The organism is Bartonella sp. AC329YNZD, assembly GCF_042196685.1.
Taxonomy (GTDB): Bacteria; Pseudomonadota; Alphaproteobacteria; order Rhizobiales; family Rhizobiaceae; genus Bartonella.
In genome coordinates, this window is record NZ_JBHIQS010000021.1 from 1 (window position 1) to 24158 (window position 24158).

General features: G+C 41.8%; 30 protein-coding genes and 1 pseudogene. 27 read left to right on the top strand and 4 right to left on the bottom strand.

Annotation, left to right across the window (positions count from 1 at the left end):
• Positions 1 to 92: 92 nt before the first annotated feature.
• The gene (locus ACFIMW_RS07970) at positions 93 to 419 is read left to right on the top strand and encodes a hypothetical protein (RefSeq protein ID WP_375608737.1); all 327 of its coding nucleotides are present in this window, start codon (positions 93 to 95) and stop codon (positions 417 to 419) included.
• 23 nt (positions 420 to 442) lie between these two features.
• Here ACFIMW_RS07970 and ACFIMW_RS07975 read toward each other — a convergent pair whose 3' ends face one another.
• The 3 genes from ACFIMW_RS07975 to ACFIMW_RS07985 all read right to left on the bottom strand — a co-directional run bounded on the left by ACFIMW_RS07975 (position 443) and on the right by ACFIMW_RS07985 (position 1393).
• Positions 443 to 748 (bottom strand): BrnA antitoxin family protein, encoded by a 306-nt coding sequence (locus ACFIMW_RS07975; protein ID WP_273756873.1) that lies wholly within the window; start codon positions 746 to 748, stop codon positions 443 to 445.
• A gap of 97 nt (positions 749 to 845) precedes the next feature.
• Positions 846 to 1169 (bottom strand): type II toxin-antitoxin system PemK/MazF family toxin, encoded by a 324-nt coding sequence (locus tag ACFIMW_RS07980; protein ID WP_375608738.1) that lies wholly within the window; start codon positions 1167 to 1169, stop codon positions 846 to 848.
• Positions 1169 to 1393 (bottom strand): antitoxin MazE family protein, encoded by a 225-nt coding sequence (locus tag ACFIMW_RS07985; RefSeq protein ID WP_375608736.1) that lies wholly within the window; start codon positions 1391 to 1393, stop codon positions 1169 to 1171. Before ACFIMW_RS07985 ends, ACFIMW_RS07980 begins: the two co-directional genes overlap by 1 nt.
• Positions 1394 to 1617: 224 nt before the next feature.
• Here ACFIMW_RS07985 and ssb point away from each other — a divergent pair, with 224 nt between their 5' ends.
• From ssb to ACFIMW_RS08010, 5 genes are all read left to right on the top strand, one after another.
• On the top strand, positions 1618 to 2064 hold the full coding sequence (ssb, locus tag ACFIMW_RS07990; protein WP_375608735.1) for a single-stranded DNA-binding protein: 447 nt from the start codon (positions 1618 to 1620) through the stop codon (positions 2062 to 2064).
• Positions 2065 to 2117: 53 nt separating this feature from the next.
• Positions 2118 to 2612 carry a hypothetical protein gene (locus ACFIMW_RS07995; RefSeq protein ID WP_375607306.1) on the top strand — a complete coding sequence of 165 codons (495 nt, stop codon included), beginning with the start codon at positions 2118 to 2120 and terminating at the stop codon, positions 2610 to 2612.
• Between the two features lie 95 nt (positions 2613 to 2707).
• A complete protein-coding gene (locus ACFIMW_RS08000) occupies positions 2708 to 2965 on the top strand; it encodes an AbrB/MazE/SpoVT family DNA-binding domain-containing protein (RefSeq protein WP_375607307.1) in 258 nt (85 codons plus the stop codon).
• Positions 2965 to 3297 (top strand): type II toxin-antitoxin system PemK/MazF family toxin, encoded by a 333-nt coding sequence (locus ACFIMW_RS08005; RefSeq protein ID WP_375607308.1) that lies wholly within the window; start codon positions 2965 to 2967, stop codon positions 3295 to 3297. Before ACFIMW_RS08000 ends, ACFIMW_RS08005 begins: the two co-directional genes overlap by 1 nt.
• A 113-nt stretch (positions 3298 to 3410) precedes the next feature.
• Complete coding sequence (locus ACFIMW_RS08010; RefSeq protein ID WP_375607309.1) at positions 3411 to 3638, top strand: DUF6290 family protein; 228 nt, start codon at positions 3411 to 3413, stop codon at positions 3636 to 3638.
• A 63-nt stretch (positions 3639 to 3701) separates the two neighbouring features.
• Here the strand turns inward: ACFIMW_RS08010 and ACFIMW_RS08015 are convergent, their stop codons facing one another.
• The gene (locus ACFIMW_RS08015) at positions 3702 to 4310 is read right to left on the bottom strand and encodes a hypothetical protein (RefSeq protein ID WP_375608734.1); all 609 of its coding nucleotides are present in this window, start codon (positions 4308 to 4310) and stop codon (positions 3702 to 3704) included.
• Positions 4311 to 4617: 307 nt separating this feature from the next.
• On the opposite strand from ACFIMW_RS08015, the gene ACFIMW_RS08020 reads away from it, so the two are divergent.
• The 21 genes and pseudogenes from ACFIMW_RS08020 to ACFIMW_RS08120 form a co-directional block, all read left to right on the top strand.
• Positions 4618 to 4935 (top strand): hypothetical protein, encoded by a 318-nt coding sequence (locus ACFIMW_RS08020; RefSeq protein ID WP_375608733.1) that lies wholly within the window; start codon positions 4618 to 4620, stop codon positions 4933 to 4935.
• Entirely contained in the window at positions 4916 to 6241 is a 1326-nt protein-coding gene (locus ACFIMW_RS08025; RefSeq protein WP_375608732.1) for a PBSX family phage terminase large subunit, read from the top strand. Before ACFIMW_RS08020 ends, ACFIMW_RS08025 begins: the two co-directional genes overlap by 20 nt.
• Complete coding sequence (locus tag ACFIMW_RS08030; RefSeq protein WP_375608731.1) at positions 6226 to 8280, top strand: portal protein; 2055 nt, start codon at positions 6226 to 6228, stop codon at positions 8278 to 8280. The genes ACFIMW_RS08025 and ACFIMW_RS08030 overlap by 16 nt, the downstream gene beginning before the upstream one ends.
• An 11-nt stretch (positions 8281 to 8291) precedes the next feature.
• The gene (locus ACFIMW_RS08035) at positions 8292 to 9203 is read left to right on the top strand and encodes a hypothetical protein (protein ID WP_375608730.1); all 912 of its coding nucleotides are present in this window, start codon (positions 8292 to 8294) and stop codon (positions 9201 to 9203) included.
• Positions 9204 to 9300: 97 nt separating this feature from the next.
• Positions 9301 to 10446 carry a N4-gp56 family major capsid protein gene (locus ACFIMW_RS08040; RefSeq protein ID WP_375607315.1) on the top strand — a complete coding sequence of 382 codons (1146 nt, stop codon included), beginning with the start codon at positions 9301 to 9303 and terminating at the stop codon, positions 10444 to 10446.
• A 19-nt stretch (positions 10447 to 10465) separates the two neighbouring features.
• Entirely contained in the window at positions 10466 to 10969 is a 504-nt protein-coding gene (locus ACFIMW_RS08045) for a hypothetical protein (RefSeq protein WP_375607316.1), read from the top strand.
• Positions 10970 to 11041: 72 nt separating this feature from the next.
• Complete coding sequence (locus ACFIMW_RS08050) at positions 11042 to 11740, top strand: hypothetical protein (protein ID WP_375607317.1); 699 nt, start codon at positions 11042 to 11044, stop codon at positions 11738 to 11740.
• Complete coding sequence (locus ACFIMW_RS08055) at positions 11740 to 13197, top strand: hypothetical protein (RefSeq protein ID WP_375607318.1); 1458 nt, start codon at positions 11740 to 11742, stop codon at positions 13195 to 13197. The genes ACFIMW_RS08050 and ACFIMW_RS08055 overlap by 1 nt, the downstream gene beginning before the upstream one ends.
• Before the next feature lie 41 nt (positions 13198 to 13238).
• On the top strand, positions 13239 to 13622 hold the full coding sequence (locus tag ACFIMW_RS08060) for a hypothetical protein (RefSeq protein ID WP_375607342.1): 384 nt from the start codon (positions 13239 to 13241) through the stop codon (positions 13620 to 13622).
• 1 nt (position 13623) lies between these two features.
• Positions 13624 to 14679 carry a tail fiber domain-containing protein gene (locus ACFIMW_RS08065; protein WP_375608729.1) on the top strand — a complete coding sequence of 352 codons (1056 nt, stop codon included), beginning with the start codon at positions 13624 to 13626 and terminating at the stop codon, positions 14677 to 14679.
• On the top strand, positions 14679 to 16538 hold the full coding sequence (locus ACFIMW_RS08070) for a hypothetical protein (protein ID WP_375608728.1): 1860 nt from the start codon (positions 14679 to 14681) through the stop codon (positions 16536 to 16538). Before ACFIMW_RS08065 ends, ACFIMW_RS08070 begins: the two co-directional genes overlap by 1 nt.
• A complete protein-coding gene (locus ACFIMW_RS08075; protein WP_375608727.1) occupies positions 16531 to 18753 on the top strand; it encodes a hypothetical protein in 2223 nt (740 codons plus the stop codon). The genes ACFIMW_RS08070 and ACFIMW_RS08075 overlap by 8 nt, the downstream gene beginning before the upstream one ends.
• Complete coding sequence (locus ACFIMW_RS08080) at positions 18753 to 19745, top strand: transglycosylase SLT domain-containing protein (protein ID WP_375608726.1); 993 nt, start codon at positions 18753 to 18755, stop codon at positions 19743 to 19745. The genes ACFIMW_RS08075 and ACFIMW_RS08080 overlap by 1 nt, the downstream gene beginning before the upstream one ends.
• A complete protein-coding gene (locus ACFIMW_RS08085) occupies positions 19738 to 20718 on the top strand; it encodes a tail fiber protein (RefSeq protein ID WP_375608725.1) in 981 nt (326 codons plus the stop codon). The genes ACFIMW_RS08080 and ACFIMW_RS08085 overlap by 8 nt, the downstream gene beginning before the upstream one ends.
• Before the next feature lie 9 nt (positions 20719 to 20727).
• Positions 20728 to 20982, top strand: coding sequence for a hypothetical protein (locus ACFIMW_RS08090; protein ID WP_375607323.1), 255 nt, complete (start codon positions 20728 to 20730; stop codon positions 20980 to 20982).
• Positions 20983 to 20995: 13 nt separating this feature from the next.
• A complete protein-coding gene (locus ACFIMW_RS08095) occupies positions 20996 to 22705 on the top strand; it encodes an alanine-zipper protein (RefSeq protein ID WP_375607324.1) in 1710 nt (569 codons plus the stop codon).
• 13 nt (positions 22706 to 22718) lie between these two features.
• Positions 22719 to 23384 (top strand): lysozyme, encoded by a 666-nt coding sequence (locus tag ACFIMW_RS08100; RefSeq protein WP_375607325.1) that lies wholly within the window; start codon positions 22719 to 22721, stop codon positions 23382 to 23384.
• Positions 23381 to 23608, top strand: a complete 228-nt coding sequence (locus ACFIMW_RS08105) for a hypothetical protein (protein WP_375607326.1) — start codon at positions 23381 to 23383, stop codon at positions 23606 to 23608. Before ACFIMW_RS08100 ends, ACFIMW_RS08105 begins: the two co-directional genes overlap by 4 nt.
• Positions 23541 to 23759 carry a hypothetical protein gene (locus ACFIMW_RS08110; protein ID WP_375607327.1) on the top strand — a complete coding sequence of 73 codons (219 nt, stop codon included), beginning with the start codon at positions 23541 to 23543 and terminating at the stop codon, positions 23757 to 23759. The genes ACFIMW_RS08105 and ACFIMW_RS08110 overlap by 68 nt, the downstream gene beginning before the upstream one ends.
• Positions 23740 to 23958, top strand: coding sequence for a hypothetical protein (locus ACFIMW_RS08115; protein WP_375607328.1), 219 nt, complete (start codon positions 23740 to 23742; stop codon positions 23956 to 23958). The genes ACFIMW_RS08110 and ACFIMW_RS08115 overlap by 20 nt, the downstream gene beginning before the upstream one ends.
• 73 nt (positions 23959 to 24031) lie before the next feature.
• A pseudogene (locus ACFIMW_RS08120) lies at positions 24032 to 24158 on the top strand (DNA adenine methylase); the annotation flags it as partial.

Here is a 24158-nt window from a genome sequence, read left to right on the forward strand (position 1 = left end):
TTTTATGATGAAAACACACCAGTAATACAAAACGCTCTGTACGGTCAAATTTAAGGTAAATTAACCTATTGGTAAAATTATGGACTAAAAACATGGAAATTTTAAAACAACTGTTCTTAACAAATCATAAACAACCTATGCAAAAAAAGTGGGTTGCAACGGCTGTTGGGTATGTTCCTTGGGGAGATGGAGCAGAGGAGTATTTTTACAACCTCTATGAATATGAAGACGGTACAAGAGAGTGTGAAAAGTTTGACGGTGGTCAGTACTACACCGTACCAGAAAAGGCAGATTTTAGTACCAAAGCGCAAGTAAAAGCGTGGGTTTACGGTGGTGCTATTCCGAAAAGCGTTCTCAATTACGAACCTCTTATAGATGAGATCAATAAAGAGATCAAAAAATTATCGAAAGCAGTTTGATACTCTTTGTAGCAGGAAAGAGATCAACGCATTGAACGAAGCATGGCGTCACGTAAAATTGCGTTAATCCGTGTTTGATATCCTTTCCCTTGACTTTTAAGCCACGCTAGAACGTCTGAATCCACACGTACTGTTGTGACAGTTTTGGTTGGTTTATAGAATGGATTGCGAACAGCGTTTTTCCAGAATGCATCATTGAGTGACGGAATATCACTATGATCAATTGCACTGTCCGGCATTGCAGCCAGCTTATCAACTTCAACTCTCTGTTTATCTGTCAAAGGTGATAAGTTACCTACATCAATTTCATAAAGAACTTTCTTCTTCATAACGTTTCCTTTCTTTCGAGTTAGCTCGCCGCGCTGAAATAATATCGAACACTTTGGCGCTTACCCCGATAGCAAAACAATAACATGAGGAGCTCATTTATTTTACTATTCCCAAAAATACAGCTAAGCAACGTTCAATTTCCACCATTTTATCTGCATGAATGGAGCCAAAAGCTGGACTAACTTTTTCACATCTTACCGTCATAATCTTATCAATCATGACTTGAGAAGTTTTTTGTAAACCATTTTTGCTGTCTGGTTGGAGAGTAATGCGAAGTAATGGCGCATCAACAAGTGTGCTGGTAATGGGTAAAACCGTTACGCTTGTATGTTCACTAAATTGATTGGCTTGAATGATTAACGCAGGTCTTGGTTTACCAAAATCGCCTTGCATAGCTATTGTGACGAGAGATCCACGCATCATTCTGTCCAGCCATCAATATCCATTAAAGATTGATCCATTAACAACTGCATAGATGTATCTGTTTTATCCATTTTTGCGACTAAGCGACATTGGCGGCGACACTCTTCTGCAAAGTTCGGTTGGCGAGTATCTGGTACCCAAATTTGCATTAAGCGCAAACCTGCTTTTCTTTGTGCGTTGCGATGTTTTTGAACGCGTTCATTGACTTGCATTGTAGCCATAACAAAATCTCCACTATGTTTCATGTAACGTATAACATAGAAAAAAGTTACATGAAACAAAACGTTGAATGAATTCGCAAAATTCAATTTTTTATCCCGAAGGCTATAAAACATAATCTTATATGTTAATAATCAATAATATCATTTTGAAATAATTGAAAAAATAAGCAAATCATGCTAAGATTTTCTATGTATTAAAGTACAAGTTTAAGGTAAGAAAAAACATGCTAAATAAAGTGACGTTAATCGGGCATTTAGGTGCTGATCCCGAAAGCAAAACAATGAATTCTGGAACAGAAGTAGTCAATTTTCGTATGGCAACTTCTGAAAGCTATACGGATAAAAATACTCATCAAAAAGTAGAGAAAACTGAATGGCACTCCATTGTGGTTTTTAATCCATATTTGGCAAAAATTGCACTTCAATATCTACACAAAGGTTCAAAAGTTTACGTAGAAGGCAAATTACAAACCCGTAAATGGCAAGATAAAAACGGTCATGATCGTTACACAACAGAGATTGTCTTGTCACAATATAAAGGCGAGTTGCATTTGCTTGATGCAAAGAAAGAGCAATCTACGTCCTCTTCGTCTGTCACTTCTCAAAGTTATGCTATCGCTTCAGGTGCTGATGATTATGGCATATCTGCTCATGACAGCATGCCATTTTGATTAAAAAATAGAGCAAAAATAAGAATGTGGATTTCCACAGATACGGGGGATGTATGAGAAAGAAAGATGCCTACATTTCACAAGTGAAAGTACGTCAAGATTCTGTTAATCAATTGGCAATTGAAATGCGTGCTAAACGCTTCTGCTTGACCATAGAAGAGGCTAAAAGTCCGCTTGCTGGTTCTTATGTTGGGCGGCTATGTTTGCAAGGCGTGCTTACTCAAGATCAGTATGATGCTGCGCAAAAATATCTTGAAGTGAGAAATGACTATTCGTGTGCAAAAGGTTTGCCAAGCGCTGTTTATGATGAAATGCCATCATCTTCTGATGACAAAGCAAGAGAGAAGTGGGTTGAACGTGCAACAGAACAGTTTTGTAACATGCAAGAGGTAATCAAAGAAACACAATGCCTCTATAAACAGTATAATCTTTATGCGGCTCTACAATATCTTGTTAGTGAAGATCAAACGTTGCCATATCTTATAAATTCATTGCAGATTGCTCTGAATGCGCTTCATAAATATTTTGATAAAAAAAATAAATGGTAGATGTTTATTGTTCTTTTTCCATAAAAGCGTGAAAAGCTCTTGAAGAATATGCATTAGAATGTTATATTTTTATATAATATTAAAGGGAGTGTTTTATGCACACAACAAAATTACGTAAAGTTGGAGGGTCTGTTATGCTCTCTATACCGCCGGCGCTGCTTGATGTTCTTCATCTTACTGAAAACACGCAAGTGGGTTTGGCTATTGATAATGGACAATTGGTTGTGAAACCACAAACATTTCCTAGTTATACTCTTGATGAATTGTTAGCGCAATGTAATCCTTCGGACGATTTTGCGGATGATGATATGGAATGGTTTGATGCTAAGCCTGTTGGTAGAGAGCTGTTGTGATGAAGCGAGGCGAAATTTGGCTTGTATCTCTTGATCCATCTTCGGGTTATGAACAAAAAGGAACGCGTCCTGTATTAATTGTGTCACCAGAGCCATTTAATCGTGTAACAAAAACACCTATTGTCTTGCCTATTACAAGCGGAGGAAATTTTGCGAGAACCGCAGGGTTTGCTGTTTCATTAATGGGAGTGGGATTACATACAACAGGTGTGATACGTTGTGATCAACCACGTGCTCTCGATATAGCAGCGCGTCAGGGAAAGAGAATGGAAACAGTTCCCTCCGTGATTATGAACGAAGTCCTTGCGAAATTAGCAACGTTTCTTACGTAACTTTTTTCGGAATTTATGAGAATGTTGCCAAAGCAAGCGATATGACGTGAAACGTTTTTCTGTGCAATTCGTTGTATTTGTATTACAATGAATACAAAGATGAGGATTGCGTTATGACGATATCTATTCGGTTGTCAAGTGATCTCGAAACACGTTTGAATAATTTAGCTGCTAAGACAGGACGTACAAAGTCTTTTTATTTACGCGAGATTATTGAACGTGGAATAGAGGAAGCAGAGGATTATTATTTAGCCTCACAAGTAAGAGAGCGTGTTCGAAGGGGAGAGGGTACTTTTTATAGCTCTGAAGAGGTGAGGAAAGAGCTTGGCTTGGACGATTAGGTGTTAACAAACTGAAGCAAAAGCTGGGCAAATATTTTCATAAAAGCTTATCGCTATGTTGATTTAAAAGTAATCATCTGAGTAATCTAAATGTTTGAATTTCTTTTTTAATTCGTCCCGTTCTTCAATCGCCTCATCTCGTTCTCTAACAGCGTTGTCACGGTCTTTTATCACTAAATTATAAGAATTAACTAGCTCATTATGAGTATCGCAAAAAATTTTAAGTCCTCTTGACGCTAAAAACTCATACAGACCAACAGAGAAGATTGTTATTACCAACAAAATTTTTGTTGGGACTCCGAAAAAATGAAGTATAGAGATTCCTATTACTAGGCAAATTGTGATTTCGATCTCTACATACAAAAGAAACAAAAACAGCATGATTGGTACTGTAATTACGAGTACTATTATTCCCACATCTAAGGACTCGTAGAGGAGGATTCCTGTAGATATTATAGCTATAGATATCAGTATGTGCGTGAAATCACGACTATCATAATAATAATTATCACCTATTTCACAGTAGTGCGACGAAAATACATATCTAAAGATTGACCAGAAAATAGAAATAATCGATATTGCTGTCAAAACTCGAAGAGATAGAGAACCTGATATAAATAGTATATCAATTATTACTACTATTGCGCCAAAATACATTGATATTGGTTCCATAGTTTCCCCCCTTTTTTAGCAGTTCCCAGTCATATAATTGATTCGTTTAGAGGATACAATTGTGAGGTGTTGCTTGGTGCTAAAGGCACTATATTTAGGCAATAAAATAAAAAAATATACAATATCGTGATTTTTTTGTTGACATGGTGTGAATAATAGTGTTTTATGGCGCTGCTGTACTGGTCGAATTGCGTCTAAAATTACAGCAGAGAATTTCTCATTAACTCCTTTTGTTCAATTGACATGATGATTTAGAGCCCTGCTTTTGCGGGTTTTTTTATTGTCTTGTTTACAAAAAGAAACACACATGAAAACCACTGAAAAACTTGCAAAAAAAACGCCCCCAAAGGCAGGTCAAGGGCGAGTAAAAGGTGTGCCAAATAAAACGACACGTATTTTGAAAGAAGCAGTGCTTAAGGCAGCTGAGCGCGCTGGTAAGAAATATGGTGATGATGGTTTGATCTCTTATCTAGAAAAACAGGCAATCAAATGCCCCGCTGCTTATCTGTCATTGTTGGGAAAGATTTTGCCTCTTCAAGTGACAGGGGAAGATGGGGGCGCGATTAAGTTCATAGGGCGTGTAGAAATAGCCCCTTTAACAATGAATGACGACAAGACAGATTAAGATTGTACCAAAACTCATTCCTATTTTTACAGGGGATGCTTTGGTACGAGCAGCTTGGGGTGGACGAGGGTCTGGGAAGACAAGATCATTTGCCTTGATGGCTGCTTTAAAAGGCTATCAATTTGGTATGCAGGGGATATCAGGGACCATTCTTTGTGCACGTCAGTTTCAAAATTCGCTAGCAGAGAGTTCATTGGAGGAGATTAAGCGGGCGATTGAAGCCCATGATTTTTTAAGGGACTATTACAAGGTTGGAGAGTCGTCGATTAAGTCGATAGATGGTCGTATAGCCTTTCAGTTTTCTGGACTAGACCGTAATATAGCCAGTATCAAATCTATGGGGCGCATTTTGCTTTGTTGGGTTGATGAGGCAGAGCCGGTGACAGAGACGGCTTGGCAGACGCTTATACCGACTTTGCGAGAAGAAGGAGAGGGATGGCGGGCAGAATTATGGGTGACATGGAACCCGTTGCGAGAGAATGCCCCCGTTGAGAAGCGGTTTCGCTTTTCAGACAATGAAGCAATCAAGCGTGTTGAGATCAACTGGTCAGACAATCCGAAGTTTCCGAAAATCTTGAATGAAGCGCGATTGGATGATCTGAGAAACCGTCCAGAGACCTATAAGCATATCTGGGAAGGGGATTATCTGAAAGCGGTTCAAGGTGCTTATTATCAAAAGGAAATGTTGGCAGCCGAGCAAGAGGGGCGGATAGGGCGTGTTGCGCGTGACCCTTTAATGCAGATACGGGCTTTTTGGGACATTGGGGGTACGGGCGCCAAGGCAGATGCAACAGCGATATGGATAGCACAGTTTGTGGGGCGAGAAATCAGAGTGCTTAATTATTACGAAGCACAGGGACAGCCATTATCGGAACATATCGGTTGGTTACGTCAAAATGGTTATGAGAAGGCATTGATGGTGTTACCCCATGATGGTGCGACGAGAGACCGTGTGCACAATGTGAGTTTTGAGAGTGCTTTAAATGATGCGGGTTTTGAAACGCAGGTCATTCCTAATCAGGGGGCAGGGGCGGTTAAGATGCGTATAGAGGCGGTGCGGCGTATTTTGCCTTCTGTTTGGTTTAATGAAGAGATGACGGTAGCAGGGCGCAAAGCACTGAATTGGTATCACGAGAAATGGGATGAGAAGCGCGGCATTGGTTTGGGTGCAGAGCATGATTGGTCGAGCCATGGGGCGGATGCCTTTGGTTTAATGTGCATTGTCTATGAAGCACCCAGTGTCAAACCCAAGCAAGAGCGTTATTGCACTATGGAAAGAGAAGCGGCATCATGGATGGCATTCTAGATCAAGACTTTCAAAAAACGACAATCCTCGATGAATATGAACTCTATAAGCGTTTAAAGTCTTGGTACGCAGAAGATATTGAACATGTTAATGAATGGCGTGAACAGGCGCGTGAAGATTTTGATTTTTATAATGGTCGTCAATGGGCAGAGGAAGATCTTGCGGTTTTAAAAGAGCAACGCCGTCCTGTCATGACTTTTAACCGCATTGCACCCCTTGTGAATGCTATTGTTGGGGCGGAGCGTAATAATAAGCGCGAAGTACAGTTTCAACCACGGCAAATGGGAGCGGCAATACCCAATGAATTGCTTACTGGAGCAGCAGAATGGTTTCGTGATGAGGCAGAGGCGGAATATGCCGATTCCGATGCTTTTCAGGATATGGTTATTTGCGGTATGGGCTGGACAGATACGCGGCTTGATTATGATACAGATCCCGAAGGGATACCTGCTGTTCAACGTTTAGATCCCTTAAAAATGGTTTGGGATGCTAATGCTGTAAGACCAAATCTCATTGACGCACAGCGTATGTGGTATGTTGATCGCAAATCCGTTGAGGATGCTAAAAGTCTTTTTCCTGATGTTGCTGTTGAAGATCTTAACGCCGATTGGGCTATCGATAGTACAACCGCTTCTGAGGATTCTCATGTGTCGCTTGATGCGTATCAAGATGACTCCAATGCGACTTCTCTCTCAGATCCGTGTTCTGGGAAACGCTATGTTACGCTGGTTGAATGCCGTTGGTTTGAATATGAGACCACTTACAAGGCACCTGATCTTCAAACAGGTCAGATGCGCAACTATAGCAAACAGGAGTTTGAACAGCTTCAAAGGGTAATGCCACAACTAAAAGGGGTGTGTTTTAATAAAAAAGTGGTGAGACGCGCTTTTCTGGGACGACGTCTTTTAGCAAATCCCGATAAGCCATTAGCACCTGATGGGCAACTTGGGTGGGAGTGTATCACGGGCACGCTGGATAAGCTTAAAAACCAGTTTTACGGGATTGTTCGCCCCGCAAAAGATCCACAAAAATGGTCGAATAAATATTTTAGCCAAGTGATGTATATCCTTAATAGCCAGTCTAAGGGCGGCTTGATGGCAGAACGAGGCGCTTTCGATGATGATCGCCAAGCCATGGAAAGCTGGGCGCGAACGGATACGATTACTTGGGTTAAAAATGGCGCGCTTACAGGAGGGAAAATTCAACCAAAGCCAAGTGCACAATTTCCCAATGGATTTTTCCAGCTGTTTAATGAATCGCGTGAAGCGATAACGCATGTAACAGGGTTATCGGCTGAGTTTATCGGAACACGGGAGGTCAACCAAGCCAATGTGCTGGAAAATACACGCCGGCAATCAACGCTTAATTTGCTTGCGGGGCTGTTTGATAATCTCAAGCTTTATCGGTGTAGGCAGGGAAAGATTATCCTTTATCTCATTCAGAATTATCTCTCTGATGGGCGTCTGGTACGTATTTCTGGACAAGAGAATGCGCAGTATGTTCCATTAACACGTGAAGCTGTCACAACGCTTGAATACGACATTATTGTTGATGATTCACCGACAAGCCCCAATGAAAAAGAGAAAACTTTTGCAGCAATTACGCAGATGTTGCCGTTGCTTGGTGGGTTCTTAACACCGGAGATGATTCCAGATCTTTTAAAGCTTTCACCACTACCGGCAACATTGGTAGCAAATTTAACGGCAAAAGCACAGCAGGCACAACAAGAACAACAGCAACAGCAGATGATGCAACAAAGCCAAGGGGCGCAATTAACTCCAGAGCAACAAGCAAAGATTGCTGTTTTACAGCAAGAAGCGCAAGCAAAGAGCACACTCTATCAACTTGATGCGCAGCAGAAACAAGCGGCATTGCAGCAGAAAAATATCGAACTTTTCTTGAAACAAGAACAAGCGCGTATGCAGCTCGAACTTCAACAGGCAAAAAATGAGATAGCGCAGCGTGATTTAGAACGCAAAGCTTTACAGGCACAGTTGGAACACTATCGAGTTTTGACAAAAAATATAATAACACATTGAAGGGACAGAATATGGAAGAAGAGTTTACGCCTGAAGAACAAGCAATCTATGATGAACATTTTGCCAGTGATAATGCTGTTGAGTTGGTCGAGCCTGAACAAGTTGAGGAAGTTTTTGATGCAGAGGAAAGTTCTGAACAGCCAGCTGTAGAACCGCTTCAGGAGCAGCCAAATTCTGATGTAATAGAATCTGATAAACTAGAGCAAGAGCGGCAAGCACGCCAAAAGGCAGAACAAAGCGCCATTGAAGCGCGTGAATTGGCTATTGAACTTGCGCAAAAATATGCCGCAATGCAGGAAGAAATCACGCGCCGCCGTGAGGAAAATATTCCCTCCCTAGTAGATGACCCACAAGCACATGTTGCATGGCTTAGTCATAAGGTACAAGAACAACAGAAATTACTTGATGAGTTTTCTCGCATAAGAGAGAGCCAAGAGCGCATGAGTCAAGAGGAATATGAACGCCAAAAGTTAGGGGATTATTTCGAGGAAGCCAAAGCGCAGGTACAAGATAAATATCCGGATTTAGACAGTATCACCGATTATCTCTATGAAAGAGCAGACAGTGTCCTACAAGCGCAGGCAGATCTTTATCCACAATGGAAAGACCCCATGGCTCGGCAACAGCAAATTGGTGTTGAATTGCGTCAGATATGCCAACAATGCCAAAAAGCCGGTATAAACCCAATAGAGGTGCTGGTGCAAAAAGCGAAAGCTTTTGGCTATAGTGGAGCGCCCGTTAAGGACGAAGTGGGAGCCCTTCAAGAGCGCTCTCAAGCAGCGCGGACACTTACAGCGCGCGGCGGACAAGTTCCAACAGGCGGTATGGATGTGAGAACGCTTTTTTCCATGCCGGAAGCAGAATTTGCTGTATGGGTTGAGAAAAATCCCAAAAAATTTGAACAAATTATGAGCAGAGCGTGAGATGTGCGTGGTGACGCAACAGAGAGAACCAAGTGATTTTTATCGTTTGGGATAGCCGCAAGGCGAGTTTTAAAAACCAAGAAAGGCATTGATTGAAATGGCAGTAACAGAAGTAAAGCTCAATGACCCATTAGCCGTTGGCGTTTGGGCTAAGATGCTAAACACAGAGACCTCAAAAGCGTTGCCTATTACACCGCTGATGGGGGAGAGCAAAAACAGCATTATCCAAGTGTTGGATGTGCTAGGAAAATCCGCTGGTGACTCTGTGACGAGCGGATTAAGAGTCCAACTTATGGGGGATGGCGTTAGCGAGGGACAAACGCTGGAAGGCAATGAAGAAGCCCTCCAATTTATGAATGAAAAGGTGCGCATCAACGAGCTTACTCATGCTGTGCGCATCAAATATGAAGGCTCTATTGATCAACAACGTGTTCCCTTTAATTTGCGTAAGGAAGCAAAAGATGGGTTGGTTGATTGGTATGCAGACCGTTTAAGTATGATGTTTTTCATTCAGGCTGCAGGCTATACAGCACCATGGATGCATTTTGAAGGGCGCAGCATAACGCTTAAACCGGTGCATTATGGTTTTAACGCGCCATCAGAGCCAAGCAAATTGCGTGTTATTCGTCCGAATAAGAAAAAGACTGATGAAGAGCTTACAAAAGATGATGTTTTTACATTAGATCTTATAGATCGGGCTGTTGAACGCGCTAAACTTGCTAATCCACGTTTGCGTCCGGTTCGTGTTGATGGGAAATCGGCATATGTGATGTATCTCCACCCAATACAGGTAACTCAATTGCGTACCAATACAAAGAGTGGTCAATGGTTAGACATTACCAAGGCAGCTTATGATGGCTCTGGAGCTAAGAACCCAATTTTTAATGGTTCTTTAGGGATGTATAATGGTGTTATTTTGCGTGAAGCTGAACATGTCCCCAATGGTGTTAATTCAAAGACACAAGAGCCTGTTCCCTCTGTTCGTCGTGCTATTTTGCTTGGTGCGCAAAGTATCATCATGGCTTATGGACGCATTGGCAATGGTGCAACAGGAGGTGATGATAAAAAGGGTGGTACACGTTATAAACTTGTTGAAGAATTGTTTGATTATCAACGTGAATTTGGTTTGGCGGCAAAGACCATTATCGGCATGAAAAAATCACGCTACACCTTGCCTCATTCTGATCAAGGGGGACAGGATTTTGGTACCATTGTCATCCCTTCTTTTGCTGAAGCAAGCTAATTATTAAAGGATGACAATTATGGCAGAAAAATCGCTAATTACACAGGAACCTGATGAAACTGTTGAACCTATTGAAACCGTTGAACCTATTGAAATTGTTGAACCTATTGAAATTGTTGAACCTATTGAAATTGTTGAGATGACAGATGAGGGATTGCCACCTGTTTTGCAGGGACGCAACAACTCTACGCAGCAGGTTAGTTATTTACGGGCGCGTGTTAAATGTACGGACCAAGGGTTGATAACGAAAATTGGCGTTCTACCCCGAGGGGCTTTTATAAAAAGTATTACAGCTTATCCCATGGAGGATTTTGAAGATGTAAAAGCTACATTTGGAAAAGAGCCTCATGGTAATGATTATGGAGATATAGGGCTTACGCAATATTCCAATAGCGATCTGTACCTCCCTATGAAGGAACGAGATGTTCCATTAGAAGCTGAAAATGCGATTTACATGACACGAGACAAGAAAAGCACCAAAGGTGATGCTGAGGTGATTGTTGAGTTTTATACAAATCGTTAAAGGCAAGGGGGCGTTTGTTGCTTGCGTCCCCCTCCCATACAAGATGCCGCAAGACATTTGGAAGAGGGTAATATGACAATAATAGTACAGACAGGTGGTCCAATTGGAGACAAACAGACCATTGCTCCTTGGGATAAAAATTTTATCCAGATGTTAAACGATATTCAGGATGAAATAGATGATCAAACAGATGAGTATGTTGATCAAGTACAAAGGGCGATATTTTCGGCTATTCGCTTTTGTGAACGATTGCCTTTTTATTTCAATGAAAGCCGCGAAGTTGTTTTTACCACTCTAAAGGGCAAAAGCCGTTATGGCGCCGAGGCACATCCCTCTATAACAGGGGCTGTTCGCATTGTTGATGCTTACGTTTATGAAGATAATCACAGCAAAGCAAAGCTTTTGCAGGTAGATCCTCTTGTTATTGAGAATCTTGAGGATGATTGTAGCCATGGCATGCCGACACGCTATGCTTATTTTGAACAAAAGCTTGTATTGTATCCAACACCAGAGCGAGTTTATTCTATCAGGCTTATTCTTGACCCTATAAGAATAAAAGATATTGAGAGTGCACAAGAAGCGTCCATATGGTTTTTAGAAGCCTATGAACTGATCAAAACGCGTGCAAAATATGAAATTTATACCAATATTATTAAAGAACCACAGATGGCAGCGGCAGCTTTTGCCATGTTTCAAGAGCAACTCGATGCGCTACAAATTGAAACATCACGGCGCAAGAATTTGTTAAAAATTCAACACACGGATTTCTGATGACCTTTATTCCTATTGCTGAGTATAGACCAGATGTTGCATTTATTAATAGTGGTTATTCTAGTGAGATTGTGAACGTTTTACCTGCACCAAATTCGTATATTCCGTTTCCTATTGTGGCGCCGGTCTCAGATCCTTTTCCGGATGTGGTTTTGGGGGTCTATGCGGTGCGCTCATTGGGTGGTGTTCGCATCATTGTGGGGGCACCAACAAAACTTTATGAATATGACAACAGCACGCGCGGCTGGAAAGACATTAGCAAACCTTACACACAATATCACGCCAATGAAACTGCACTTTGGTCTTTTGCCTCCTTTGGTGATCATATCATTGCTGTTAATAGCAATGATCCACCACAAATGCTTTCGTTAAAAACGGATGAAAGGTTTTGTGATCTGAGCGGTAATCCTCCGCGTGCTGGACTTGTGCGTGTGTGGGGTGATTTTGTTTGCTTGATGCAATTAACAGATAAGCCAAACCGTGTTCAGTGGTCAGGTTTGAATGATGCGACACATTGGACGGTTGGGGAGAAAAATTGCGATTATCAAGATTTTCCCGATGGAGAATATGTTCAAGGGTCTACGGAATCAACAAATCCGCTTATTTTCATGCGCTCCGCCATTTATCACGCAACCTTTGTACCAGGCTCTAAAATTATATTCAGTTTTGCAAAAATAAAAGACAAAATAGGAGCTAAAAGCAGCACAGCAATTGCAAGCCGTGGAGACTGTACTTTTTTTGTCTCTGATGATGGTTTTTATCAAATCAACAGTGCTGGTGAAATGCTCCCTATTGGTTTTGGCAAAGTCGATAAAACCATCTTCACACTTTACAATAACTTTGCCATTGATGAGATGAGGGCATGTATTGATCCGGTCTATTCTCGTGTTTATTTTTCTATCAATGATAACACTGAAGGTATGCATATTTATGTTTATGATTGGCTCTTGCAAATATGGAGTGTCATTAAGGGGCAGAACCTTCTCTTATTTCCCCTCTTTGCTGCTGGTTATACATTAGAAGGCTTAGACGAAGTACAAGAGAGCTTGAAAGATTTACCAGCTTCTCTTGATAGTAAAATGTGGCAAAATGGTGCGCCTGTTTTGGGAGCCTTTACGCCAGACAACACATTTGGTTTTTTTGCAGGTCCTCCGATGGAAGCAGTTATTGCTTCACAAATTGTGGGGGATACGGGCAGGCAAATCAACCTGATGAGTGAGGCTTTTGTTCAAGCGGATACCACAAATGGTTTTTTAAGTGTTGGAGCGGCTTTTATCATTGATAACAAGAACCAATTAAATTGGGCTAAAGAGCGTTATGCCGGCTATAATATTGGGATGTATAATATCCGCTCACGGGCGCGTTATCACGCTTTGCGTCTGAGAATACCAGAAGGCACGCCATGGACACATATAACAGGCTTTGATGTAACGCTGAAACCCGCGGGCATAAGATGAGTTTTAAGATCTATAATACAGAAAAATGGAGCGCTGAACAAATGGCGCCCTATTTTGACAATGTCATAAAATCGATAGCTTATTTTAATCAAAAATTCCCTGATGATTATAATACAGAGACCATTTTAAACGATATTTTGAAGGGAGAAAAAGTTCTTTGGATTATCGTTGATGCGCATGAAAACTTTATGGCGCATGTCACAACACAGTTACAGGAACTCGTCACTGGAGCATTAAGGGCGGTTATTGTCACACTTGGTGGAAAGGGAGGAGCACCCTTAACAAAGCTTATCACTCAGATTGAAGCCTATTACAAGAAAAAAGGGGCAAAAGAGCTTGTCATCATAGGCAGGCGAGGGTGGGAAAAATCTCTTAAAACGCATGGATATCTCGTTAATCTTTTAGAATATAGAAAGCAGCTTTAACATGGGAAAAAGTTCTAAACCAATCCAGAATACCCAAAACACGACGCAAACAAATGAACCCCCTGCATGGGCAAAAGGTATTTTTGAACACGCAGCTCAAGATGCCATGACTTTTTATAACCAAGGCAGCGGAAAAGCCGTTTATGACGGGCAGCGTGTTGCGGGTTTAAGTGATCAAACAAAAAATGCGATTAATGGGCTTAGCAATAATACGCATAACTATGATAACAACACTTTAAATGGATTAGCCACAGGGCAAAATTCAACAAGCCAAAACTTAAAGAACATGGCTTCAGGGCAACAAATAGGCAATAACCCTTACTTTAATGAAGCACTTCAAAACGCATTAAATAAAGCAACAAGCTCTATTAATAGTTCATTGGCAGGTGCTGGACGTTATGGTTCTGGTGCACATACCGGCGTTTTGGCTGATGAATTAGGGGGCATAGCAACACAAGCTCTCTCACAGCAATATAACCAAGATGTCAACAATATGATGCAAGCTAATGGAATGATTGATCAAGCCAATCAAAATCAGTTGGCGGGCGCTAATAACTTCTTTCAAGGTCAAGGTCAGGCAAATCTCAATGCATTGGCAGGAGGGAGTGTGCTTGATGCCAATCATCAACGGCAATTGGATGAAGAGCGGCAAAAATGGGAGCAGCAGAACAATCTTGATTGGGACCAGTTAAGTAAGTTGCTTGCAGCTGGTGGGGCTGTTGCTGGAAATTATGGAACGCGAACAGGACAAATGACGACATTGACTCCACAGCCAAAACCTAATCCATGGGAGATTGTTGGAAATGTTGGAACTATCCTTGGTACTTTTGCTGGGCTTAGTGACATCAGAGCAAAAGAAAACATCAGAGAGGCTGGGCAGAGAAATGGCTATACACTCTATGAATACAACTACAAAGGTTATCCAGAGCGCTATCGCGGGGTGATGGCGCAGGATGTTTTGAAGACAAATCCTAAAGCTGTTTTTTTGCATAAGACGACAGGCTTTTTGCATGTGGATTATAGCAAGCTTGGATTTGAAATGGAAAGGGTGCAGTGATGGAACAAAACAGCTTTAATACTTTATCACTATTTATGAATCCAAAAGTTTTGCGTCCTTTAATACATCAGGGTCTTTTTCAGTTACCTAAATATTTTTTTCAAAAACATTCCACGCCTTCAAACACACCGTTTGAAGGACGATACAAGCCTAGTTTTATAGAACGGGCTGCTTTTAGCACAAACCCTTTTGATGCGAGCAATGGGGCTGATACGCCACAAAAATTGAGTCCTACAGAGCTTATTCGCGGTGCTCAAACAGGAGGAGGAGAAGTTGGGAAAAAAACGCCAGCAGAATTGATTATGTCTACGGATGATTTAAAGCGCCAAATGCCTCCATTGCCGGATGTTTCAAAGGATACTGTTAAGATACAAGAGGCGCCAGAGCAACAAAAACATGACTTCTCAGAGCAGGGAGGCGTTGCATCAATGATCTCTCAATCTCCACTTGTTGCGAACATTGATCAGTCTAGTGGGGATGAAGCTGGGCGACAGCAAAAAAATGTGATGGATTATATTGCACAACTTAATGAGAAATCTGTAGCGGAAAACTCTTTGAAAAACGATTCTGGAAATAATGAGGAAAAGCTTTTTGAGGCACCCATAGGAGAAGAAAAACATTTGAATGCACACTTACCAGAAGAGGAGCATTTAAAAGCAAGTGCTAAGCCCGAACAGGCAACCGATTATGTAAACGCAGTTGGAAACTTTATCCATAAAGATGCAGACCCAAGTAGCTTATGGGAGCGTTTTAGAAAATCAGAATTTTCCGAGCATTTAATGGATTTTTTTGCAGGGTTAGCATCAGGAAAAACACCGCAAGAAAGTTTTTCAAATGCGGCGCTTGTTATGCGGCAGGGCAACAATGTACGCGCTCAAAATAGACCAATTTTTGAGTTTTTACGCTCTAAAGGATATAGTGATAAAGACGCACAAGCCCTTGTGCAATATCCAGATCTTGCCATGAAAGTTATAGGAAACACGTTAAGCCCTCAAGAAGGCTATAGAACATTGACATCAGAAGAAAAGGCAGAGCAAGGATTGCCTGAGGATATGACTTTCCAAGTCTCAACAAGCACAGGGAAAATTATACCTGTCCAAGGGGGACAACGTTCCACTGCTTCTGGATTAGGGGGAAATACTGATAACATGCTGTCAAAGCCTGAAGCAGGTTATATGCTTATTAAGGATGAAAATGCTCCTCATGGTATACGTGCGATGCCAATTGCAGGCAGTGGTGCAGAACATAAATTAATTCAAGAACAGAAAGAGGAGGAGCGTAAAGAACAGCAAGTGAAAATGCAAATTCTGGATACAGCAGACCGGTCAAATCGTATACTCTCGTCATCTAAAGAATTGCTAAAAATTGTTGAGGAACACCCGCATGTTGTTGGTTTCACGGGTTCTATAATGTCGTTCCTTCCTAATTCTCAGGCAAAAGATTTCGGGCATATGCTCGATTCATTGAAGGCAAGTATCGGGCTTGATGCCTTGAGAAAAGCAAAAGCATTTTCACCAAATGGCGCATCTGGCTTTGGAAACTTGTCTAATATGGAATTGCAAGCATTGCAAAACTCTGTAGCAGCACTGTATCAAGATCTTTCTGCAGAGCAAATGAAGAAATCTTTAAAAACAGTTATTGACACTTTCAATAAATCCAATGCAGCAACGCGCGCAATTCTTTTTGGTGGTGCAGAAGCAACAAACGAGCTCGTTCGAGCCGCCTATGGGCAAGATGCTTATAAGGGAAATCATGCACAGTCAAATGATCCACTAGAAAAACAGATAGAAGCATTGCCGGAAGGCATGCTGTTCGTTGATAGTGACGGGCGCATTAAGGAGAAACAAACCAATGGCTGAAGTAATCCCCCCTCTTATTAATCGTAAAAACACAAGAGTCATTGGGCATATAAGTGACTATACACCAGAACAACTTCAAGAGCTTTTCGCGAAGAATAAGGAAAGGCTAAGTGGTGCTACTACAGGAAATAATGGTGCAACAGAAGAAGATGGTCCACATCCAAGTGCAGCGGGTGCTTTTGGATGGGGTGCTCTTCATGGGTTAACACTAGGCTATGATGATGAAGCTGCAGGGTTGGCATCAGCACTTTGGGAGGGAGTGTGGAATGGAACAGATAAGGCAGTCAAAAAATATAATGAAGTAACAAAGCGATGGCGTGATTATCAAAGAGCGGCGAACCGAGATCAGTTTTATGCATCTCTTGCGGGGAATTTAGCGGGCGCTGCAATTCCTTTTCTAATACCAGGTCTTGGCGCTCCTGCTGCTACTCGTGCGGCAATTGGGGCTGATGTTGTGCTGGGAGGTAGAGCTGGTGTTGCAGGAGCACAAATAACCAGTAAAGCTTTAGCAGCAGGAGAAAGGGCGGTGCAATCTGCTTTAGCAGAGGGTGCGGAACGGGCAGCGGCAAAAGCTGCAGGTGAAGCAGCAATGAAAGCAGTAGCAAGTAAAGAGGCGGCAAAATTTAGCTTGGGGCGTGCAGCAAAAACTGGAGCCATTTATGGTGGAATAGCAGGCAGTGGTGAGGGGGAAGGGCTTGCAGATACTCTAGTGTCTGCTGGGTTTGGTGCAGGGCTAGGCGTTGCAACACCATTTGTTGCCAGTGGTGTATCAAAAGCAACATCTTTTGCGACAAGATCACTAAAAAAAACGCCTGCTATTGTGAAAAAAACACCTGCGGCTCTCAAAAACACAGTTGGAAAATTGTTTGGTAAAACTGAACCAATAACACAAGGTGTAGAAAAAGAAGCATTTCAGATAAGCGATAGAGCGCTTAGGGATGTAAGCCAAACTTTAGGGGATGAAGGTGTTGATAAACTTGAAAGGGCATTAAAACAGCGAGGTCCTGATTCAATGATTATTGATCTTCATGATGAGCTTGCCACAAGAGCTTTTAAGGCAGCAAAAAAAGATTCTGATACATATTCGCTCATAAGTAATCGTTTGAATGAAAGGCAAGATGCGAGTGCATTGCGGGTAAAGAATGCGTTGACAGATGTGATGGGTCCAAAAGTAGATACGCTTAATTTAAAGCAAGAGATTATCAAACAAGCACAGAAAAAGGCTGAACCATTTTATGAGAGGGCGAAAGCTTCTCCCATTTCTAATGCTGTTCGTGAAGATTTATCGCGGTTGCAAGAAACTCCTGCCTTCCAAAAAGCCTATAAAAAAGCAATTGCGCAAATGCCAAATGAAGCGGATGCAACAGTTATAGGGAGCAATGGATATCCAAAGCTGAATATGCGAATTTTACATAAGATGAAAGAGGTTTTGGATGATCAAATTAATTCTGCGCGCATCAAAGGAAAACAAGGATATGCGCGAGATTTGACTCTGTTCAAACAACGCATTCTGGACGTTTTGGATACGTCCTCTCCAGATTATGCTAAAGCACGGAAAATTTATTATGACGAGCGTACTATTGGTGATGCCCTCGAGCAGGGAGAGCAAGCGCTGAAGAAGAGCGTTAATCTCGACACAATCAACAGTCAACTTTCGGATTTTGGGTTGATGGAAAAAGATGCGTTTCAAAAAGGTATACGGTCGCAAGTAGAACATGCGGCAGGCAATGCACAGAATTTTGACCACAATCTTTTGAGTTTGTTTGACACAAAAAATGGTCAAGAAAAATTACAGCGTATTTTTGGTGAAGATAAAGCTAAGCAACTTATGAAAGTGTTGCGACCAGAAGTGGAAAGAACAAAGCTTTTTGCACGCTTGCCAAACCATATAGGTGAAGTGGAAGAGAGGGGGGAACAACAGACTATGGGTATAGGAAAGATTGCTTTCATCAAGGCAGTTGTAAAAAATTTCGCAAGAGAATTTGGACGCAAATTCTCAAGCGTCCATAAAGATACTGAGAGAGATATTGCAGCGCTTATAACAGCGCGGGAAAAAGGAGATTTTGGGTTAGCAAGAGAAAAAGCTGTTGAATTAATTAAGACATTTCATGAAGCAGAAAAGAAACGCTTAATAACACGAGAAAATTATACGAAATTCATTAATTTTGTTGGCATTATTTTGAATAGCAGCGTTGATAGAACGGTTATAAACTAATGATCAATTTTCATCCTAATGTGAAGCGTGCTATCTCACAGGCAGCACAAAAATATGGTTTACCAGAAAGCTTTCTTGAACGTGTTGCTATGATAGAAAGTAATGGTAATCCAAATGCAAGAAATAAGAACAGCAGTGCAGGGGGGCTGTATCAATTTCTCGATTCAACAGCAAAACACTATCAACTGAATGACAAGTTTGATCCCTTTCAAGCAACTGATGCTATGGCACGGTTAACGAAGGATAATACGCGTTATTTAGCCACAGCATTAGGCAGAGAGCCATCAGAGGCAGAGCTTTACCTCGCACACCAACAAGGACCAGCAGGGGCAGTAAAACTTATCAAAAATCCACATATTCCAGCGAGCCAGCTTTTAGGTCGACAGGCAGTCACACTCAACGGTGGCAACATGGAAGCTACAGCAGGGGATTTTATGAATCATATTTATGGGCTTTATAATAAAACGGGAGATGCTTTGAAGAGAACGATACAGCAAAACCAAAGCAATGGACAAGCAGCACCAAACGAGGTGGGGCCTTTGCGTGGGTTTGAGAGGCTTCAAAAGACAATTCAAGGTAATCAAGTGGGGCAAGGTGATCAAGGGGACAACCAATTGATGGCATATGACACGCCATTCCCAAACAGAATGATGGCACCTGAAAGCAGAGACAATTTAACAGGACAGGTTATGGAAACTACACCATTACAAGCACAAGGTATTGATGCAGGTGCTCTTAAAAAGGGCTTTTCCGGTTTGCTTCATTTAATGAGAGAGAATGGAGAACGACAAAAACAGCAGGCACAGATGGTACAGCAACAAATGTTACAGCAACCAGTCATGGCGGGTTTCTCACAATCGACTGGGGGACCGACAGATTTAACACCTCTCATTGATCCCTCTAGGCGGCAATCTGTTGGTTCCTATGGGCGGCAAAAAGAAGAGCAATTGCGCGAAGAGCTATTAAGAAGAACGGGGGCTTATCATGTCTGATATTTATGACTGGTCACTCACAGCTGATCAAAATGCCAATTCCGATAGTATCATTAATTGGGCAGAAGGGCAGCCACCTAGTTCTGTTAATGATAGTGCGCGGGTCATGATGCAGCGTATACGTGAATATCTTGCCGATAATGGTGGTTCTCTTGACTCAAAGTTTATTGTGAATGGAAAGGAACAAACAACATCAATCACGTTGACGACGGTGTCGCCGATAGCGAAATATAAAAACGATATCATTATCCGCTTTAAGGCGCGTGGTATAAATATTGGTACGACAACAATAAACATGAATAATATAGGAGAAAAGCCACTCTATAAAGCCACCAGCACGGGGATAGTACCATTGATAGGTGGTGAGTTACAAACGGGCGGTATTTATGAAATAGTCTATAATGATGGCGTATCAACAAAAGGTCTTGATGGCTGGTATCTTTTAAACCCTACCCCCATTCCACTACCAAAGGTCGAAACCTTTCCTTGCGGTTTTATTGCGACCTTTGCTATGCAAGAAGTGCCAAACGGTTGGCTTTTATGTGATGGCGCTACTTATGAACGCAAGGATTATCCGCAATTATTCAAGGCGATAGGGGATAAATGGGGAAAAAACAGCGATACAACCTTTAAAGTTCCAGACTTTAGAGGAATGTTTTTGCGCGGCTTTGATAATGGTCGCGGTTTAGACAGAAGTAGAAAATTTGCTGATATACAGCAAGATTGCCTTAAATCGCACACACATGCTTGTAGTGTTGAATCGGCGGGGCAGCATACACACGAGTTTCAGTATAATGGAGTGGGATGGAGTGCCAATGATATTGGTAGAAGAAACCCCTCTTATCACTATGCCGTTCTTGGAGGAACAACACAACCTGCTGGAGTGCATACGCACAAGATAACACTTTCTTCAACGGGCGAGGCAGAAACACGCCCTGTTAATGTACCGGTTGTTTATGCCATAAAATCGTGAGTTTTTCAAATGATCAATAATCCGTCTGCTATTGATGATATTGCGGACGCGGAGCAAATCCGCGTCCTTTTTTATGCAAGCAATAGAATGGTCCATGCACCATTAAATAAGGTGCTTGATCTTGTCAAAAGCGACATACAGCATGATCTTTTAAGCGCTTTGGCAGAATATAAAGAAGCGACAGATAAACGTCTCGAGACCATGCAACAACTTATTGATGAATTGCAGTCCTCTCTTCACACAACAAGACAACGAACTGATTAAGGAATGAAACGCGATGCCATTACCCTATCACACACATATATTTAAGCTTGAACCAGCAACAAAGAAAGAAGTCAAAGAAGGTGTTTTAAATAGTAAGGCTCTTGCACCAGTTTCAGTGGGGAGTGCAGCAGCTTATGAGGTAGAATATTTTGCAACTGCTGCTCAAGGAAAAAAGGCTGATGATGCTGTTGCAAAGAGAGATATTGGAGCCCTTGCTTACAAAAATAAGGTCACAATTCACGATATTGAAGCAAGTGGTGAAGCGCATGAGAATGCGATTTTATCAGGCGCTGGTTGGGTAAAAATATCGCCTTTAGGGATTGGCGATATGAAGGCTGCTACATATGATCCCGACAATGTGGGGGCAAATGCATTTTCTATGGAAAATATGCACGAGGGTCCTACAAAAAAGATCTTAACCACAGAGGAAAGATCAAAGTTACGATGGTTGAGTGCTACGCAGCCAACAATGGAAAAATGGCGTATGGGGGATGAAGGTGTTTATTATCCCATATCTCCGGTAGATCTCAAAAATACCATTCGTTATTTTGTAGGCTCAAAGTCTTTTGGTATGTCAAAATCAGTCTATGATCCAGATAAAATAGAAAAAGATGCCTTTGATATGGAGAATATGAAGGAAGGGAAAAAGCATCTTATCTTAACTCCTCCAGAACGTGCACAGATTGCAAAAATTGATAAAGTTGAAGATGTTGCACAACAAGGGATTCATGTTGCAAGTGAAGCGAAGAACGTTGCAGATAGTGCATTAAGAACAGCAAATGATGCAAAAGCTTATGCAGTAGATGCAAAAAAAACGGCTGAGACAGCACAAAAAACGGGAGACAGTGCAAAAGCTGAGGCAAATATTGCGCAAACAGCAGCCGATAAAGCGCAAGATACAGCACATAGTGTACAGAAAAAAGTTGATCTCATTCAACCTCTTGCCAAACAAGACTGGATTGATGGCACAAAAACAGTGGATGCACTTATTTCACCAGCCAAACTGATGGCTTCAATCAAAGCAAATAGTAGCAATAGCAGCGGCGGTAGTGGCGGCAACAATGATGGCGGGGTTAGAAAACCTGTTGAAATTCTGATGACAGAAAGCGGAGATATTCTATTGCCTGATGGTATTACTGCTGACACCGATATCGAAGTATGGGCTTGGGGCGGTGGAGGTGGTGGTGTTAAAGATGGCGGCGGAGGCGGCGGTCAATGCGTGCATGTTAAAATGAAAGGTTCTGATTTAGATAAATTAAAAACAGCTTACATTGGTCGTGGTGGTAAAGGCAATGACAGTAACATTTTATGCAATGGTGGTAAAACAATTATCAAAGGGCTTGTTACTGCAGAAGGAGGATATTCCGTCTCCATGATTTTTGTTAACTTTGGAGGGAAAGGTGGCGATGGAGGAGGAAACAGGGACGGCAGCAGTGGTGAAAGCTTTATTTTTTCTGGTGGTAATGGTGGAGGGAGTGGAATAGACGGCAAGAGAGCTGGTACTGGTGGAAGTTCTTTTCTTGGCGGCGGCGGCGGCGGTGGCGGTAAATGTAAGGGTTCTATCATGGGGCAGGGTGGTGAGAGTTACAAAGGTGGTAGAGGTGGTCGTGGCGGCAATGGAGCTGGCGGCGGCGGCGGGGGATATTTCGATGGGAAATCCGGAGGCGACAAAATTGGCGGCGACGGTGGTGACGGAGCAGTACTCATAAAAGTATATTTATAAGGTGAATTGAACAATGGTACGGAAAATAAGTAAAGACTGTTTATACTGTTTAAAAAAGTGGGAAGGTTTGCGCTTGCAGGCTTATCAAGATGCTTCTGGCATATGGACGATTGGTTATGGTCATACGAAAAAAGCCGGTCAACCAACAGTTGTTGAAGGTATGGTGATTACAGAAAAAAAAGCTGAAAACATGCTTTTAGCAGATTTGCGGCAATATGAGAGGGCGGTAGAAAAAGCAGTTTGTGTGAATTTAAGCGACGAGCAGTTCGGCGCTCTTGTTTCCTTTTGTTATAATGTGGGTATTGCAGCTTTCCAAAACTCTACATTGCTTAAAAGGCTTAATCGGGGGGATTATGAAGCGGTACCAACCGAATTGCAGAAATGGACCAAAGCGGGAGGCAAACGTTTACAAGGTCTCGTACACCGGCGTGTAGCTGAGGCAGGGCTATGGGCGAAAGGGGCTTATGTTTCTTCTAATTATCAAACAGTAGAAACGAAACAACCAACAGGGTTTCTCAAAGCAGAAGCATTGGCACCGATTATTGGTTCTTTCTCAGGTCTTGGTGGGTTTTTAGCGGGCAATGGACCAATCCAATGGGCTTTAGCCGCCATTATGGTTTTAGCCGCATGTACTGGCATTTTCTTTGTTGCTAAACGCTTTCAGGAGCACCGCCTATGATCTTATGGATGAAAAGAAACTTGATGGTAACAGGTGCGGCTTTAGCCGCTTTTTTTATAGTTTTAGCCAAAGCTTTCACTCTTGGAAAAAAGGCTGAACAGCAAAAGCAAACAGAAAAAACCTTAAAAGCAGCAACAACCCGTCTTGAGGTAGAAAATGAAATTAACAAAAAAAGTGATACTGATGTGCGTGCTGCTCTCTCTCGTTGGTTGCACGACAAATAAATATATCTCTTCTTGTGTTGGTTGGTTACCTATTTATTTAAGCCAGCAAGATGTCGACACCATCAGTTCGAGCTTAGCAAGAGAGATCTTAAAACATAATAAGCAAGGAGAACGCTTGTGTGGGTGGCAACATGGTAAGAAAAAAAGCTGAAAAACATACAGAGCTTACAGAATCGGAAAAAGAAATGCTTCAAGAAATGATCATCACCTATCAAAGCGTGAAAATGATGTCTCGTTTGATGAAGTGGATAGCATTTTTTCTTTTTTTGCTTATCCTTGATTTTGCACGCCTCATGGATGCGTTAGATAATGTCATTGCACATTTAAAGCAGTGGTTTTCAAAGAATTAGTCTCACTAAATTTATCCTTAAAATATGAAAAAATGATTAGGCTTGCAAAAGCTTGAGGGAATGAACTTCGCTTATGAAAGAGGAAAGTTTTACACAAACGCTGTTTGCGTGGATGGGTGGTAAACACTATCTGCGTAAGAAAATTATACCGATTTTAAATAATATTGACCATGAAACCTATGTTGAACCATTTTTAGGCT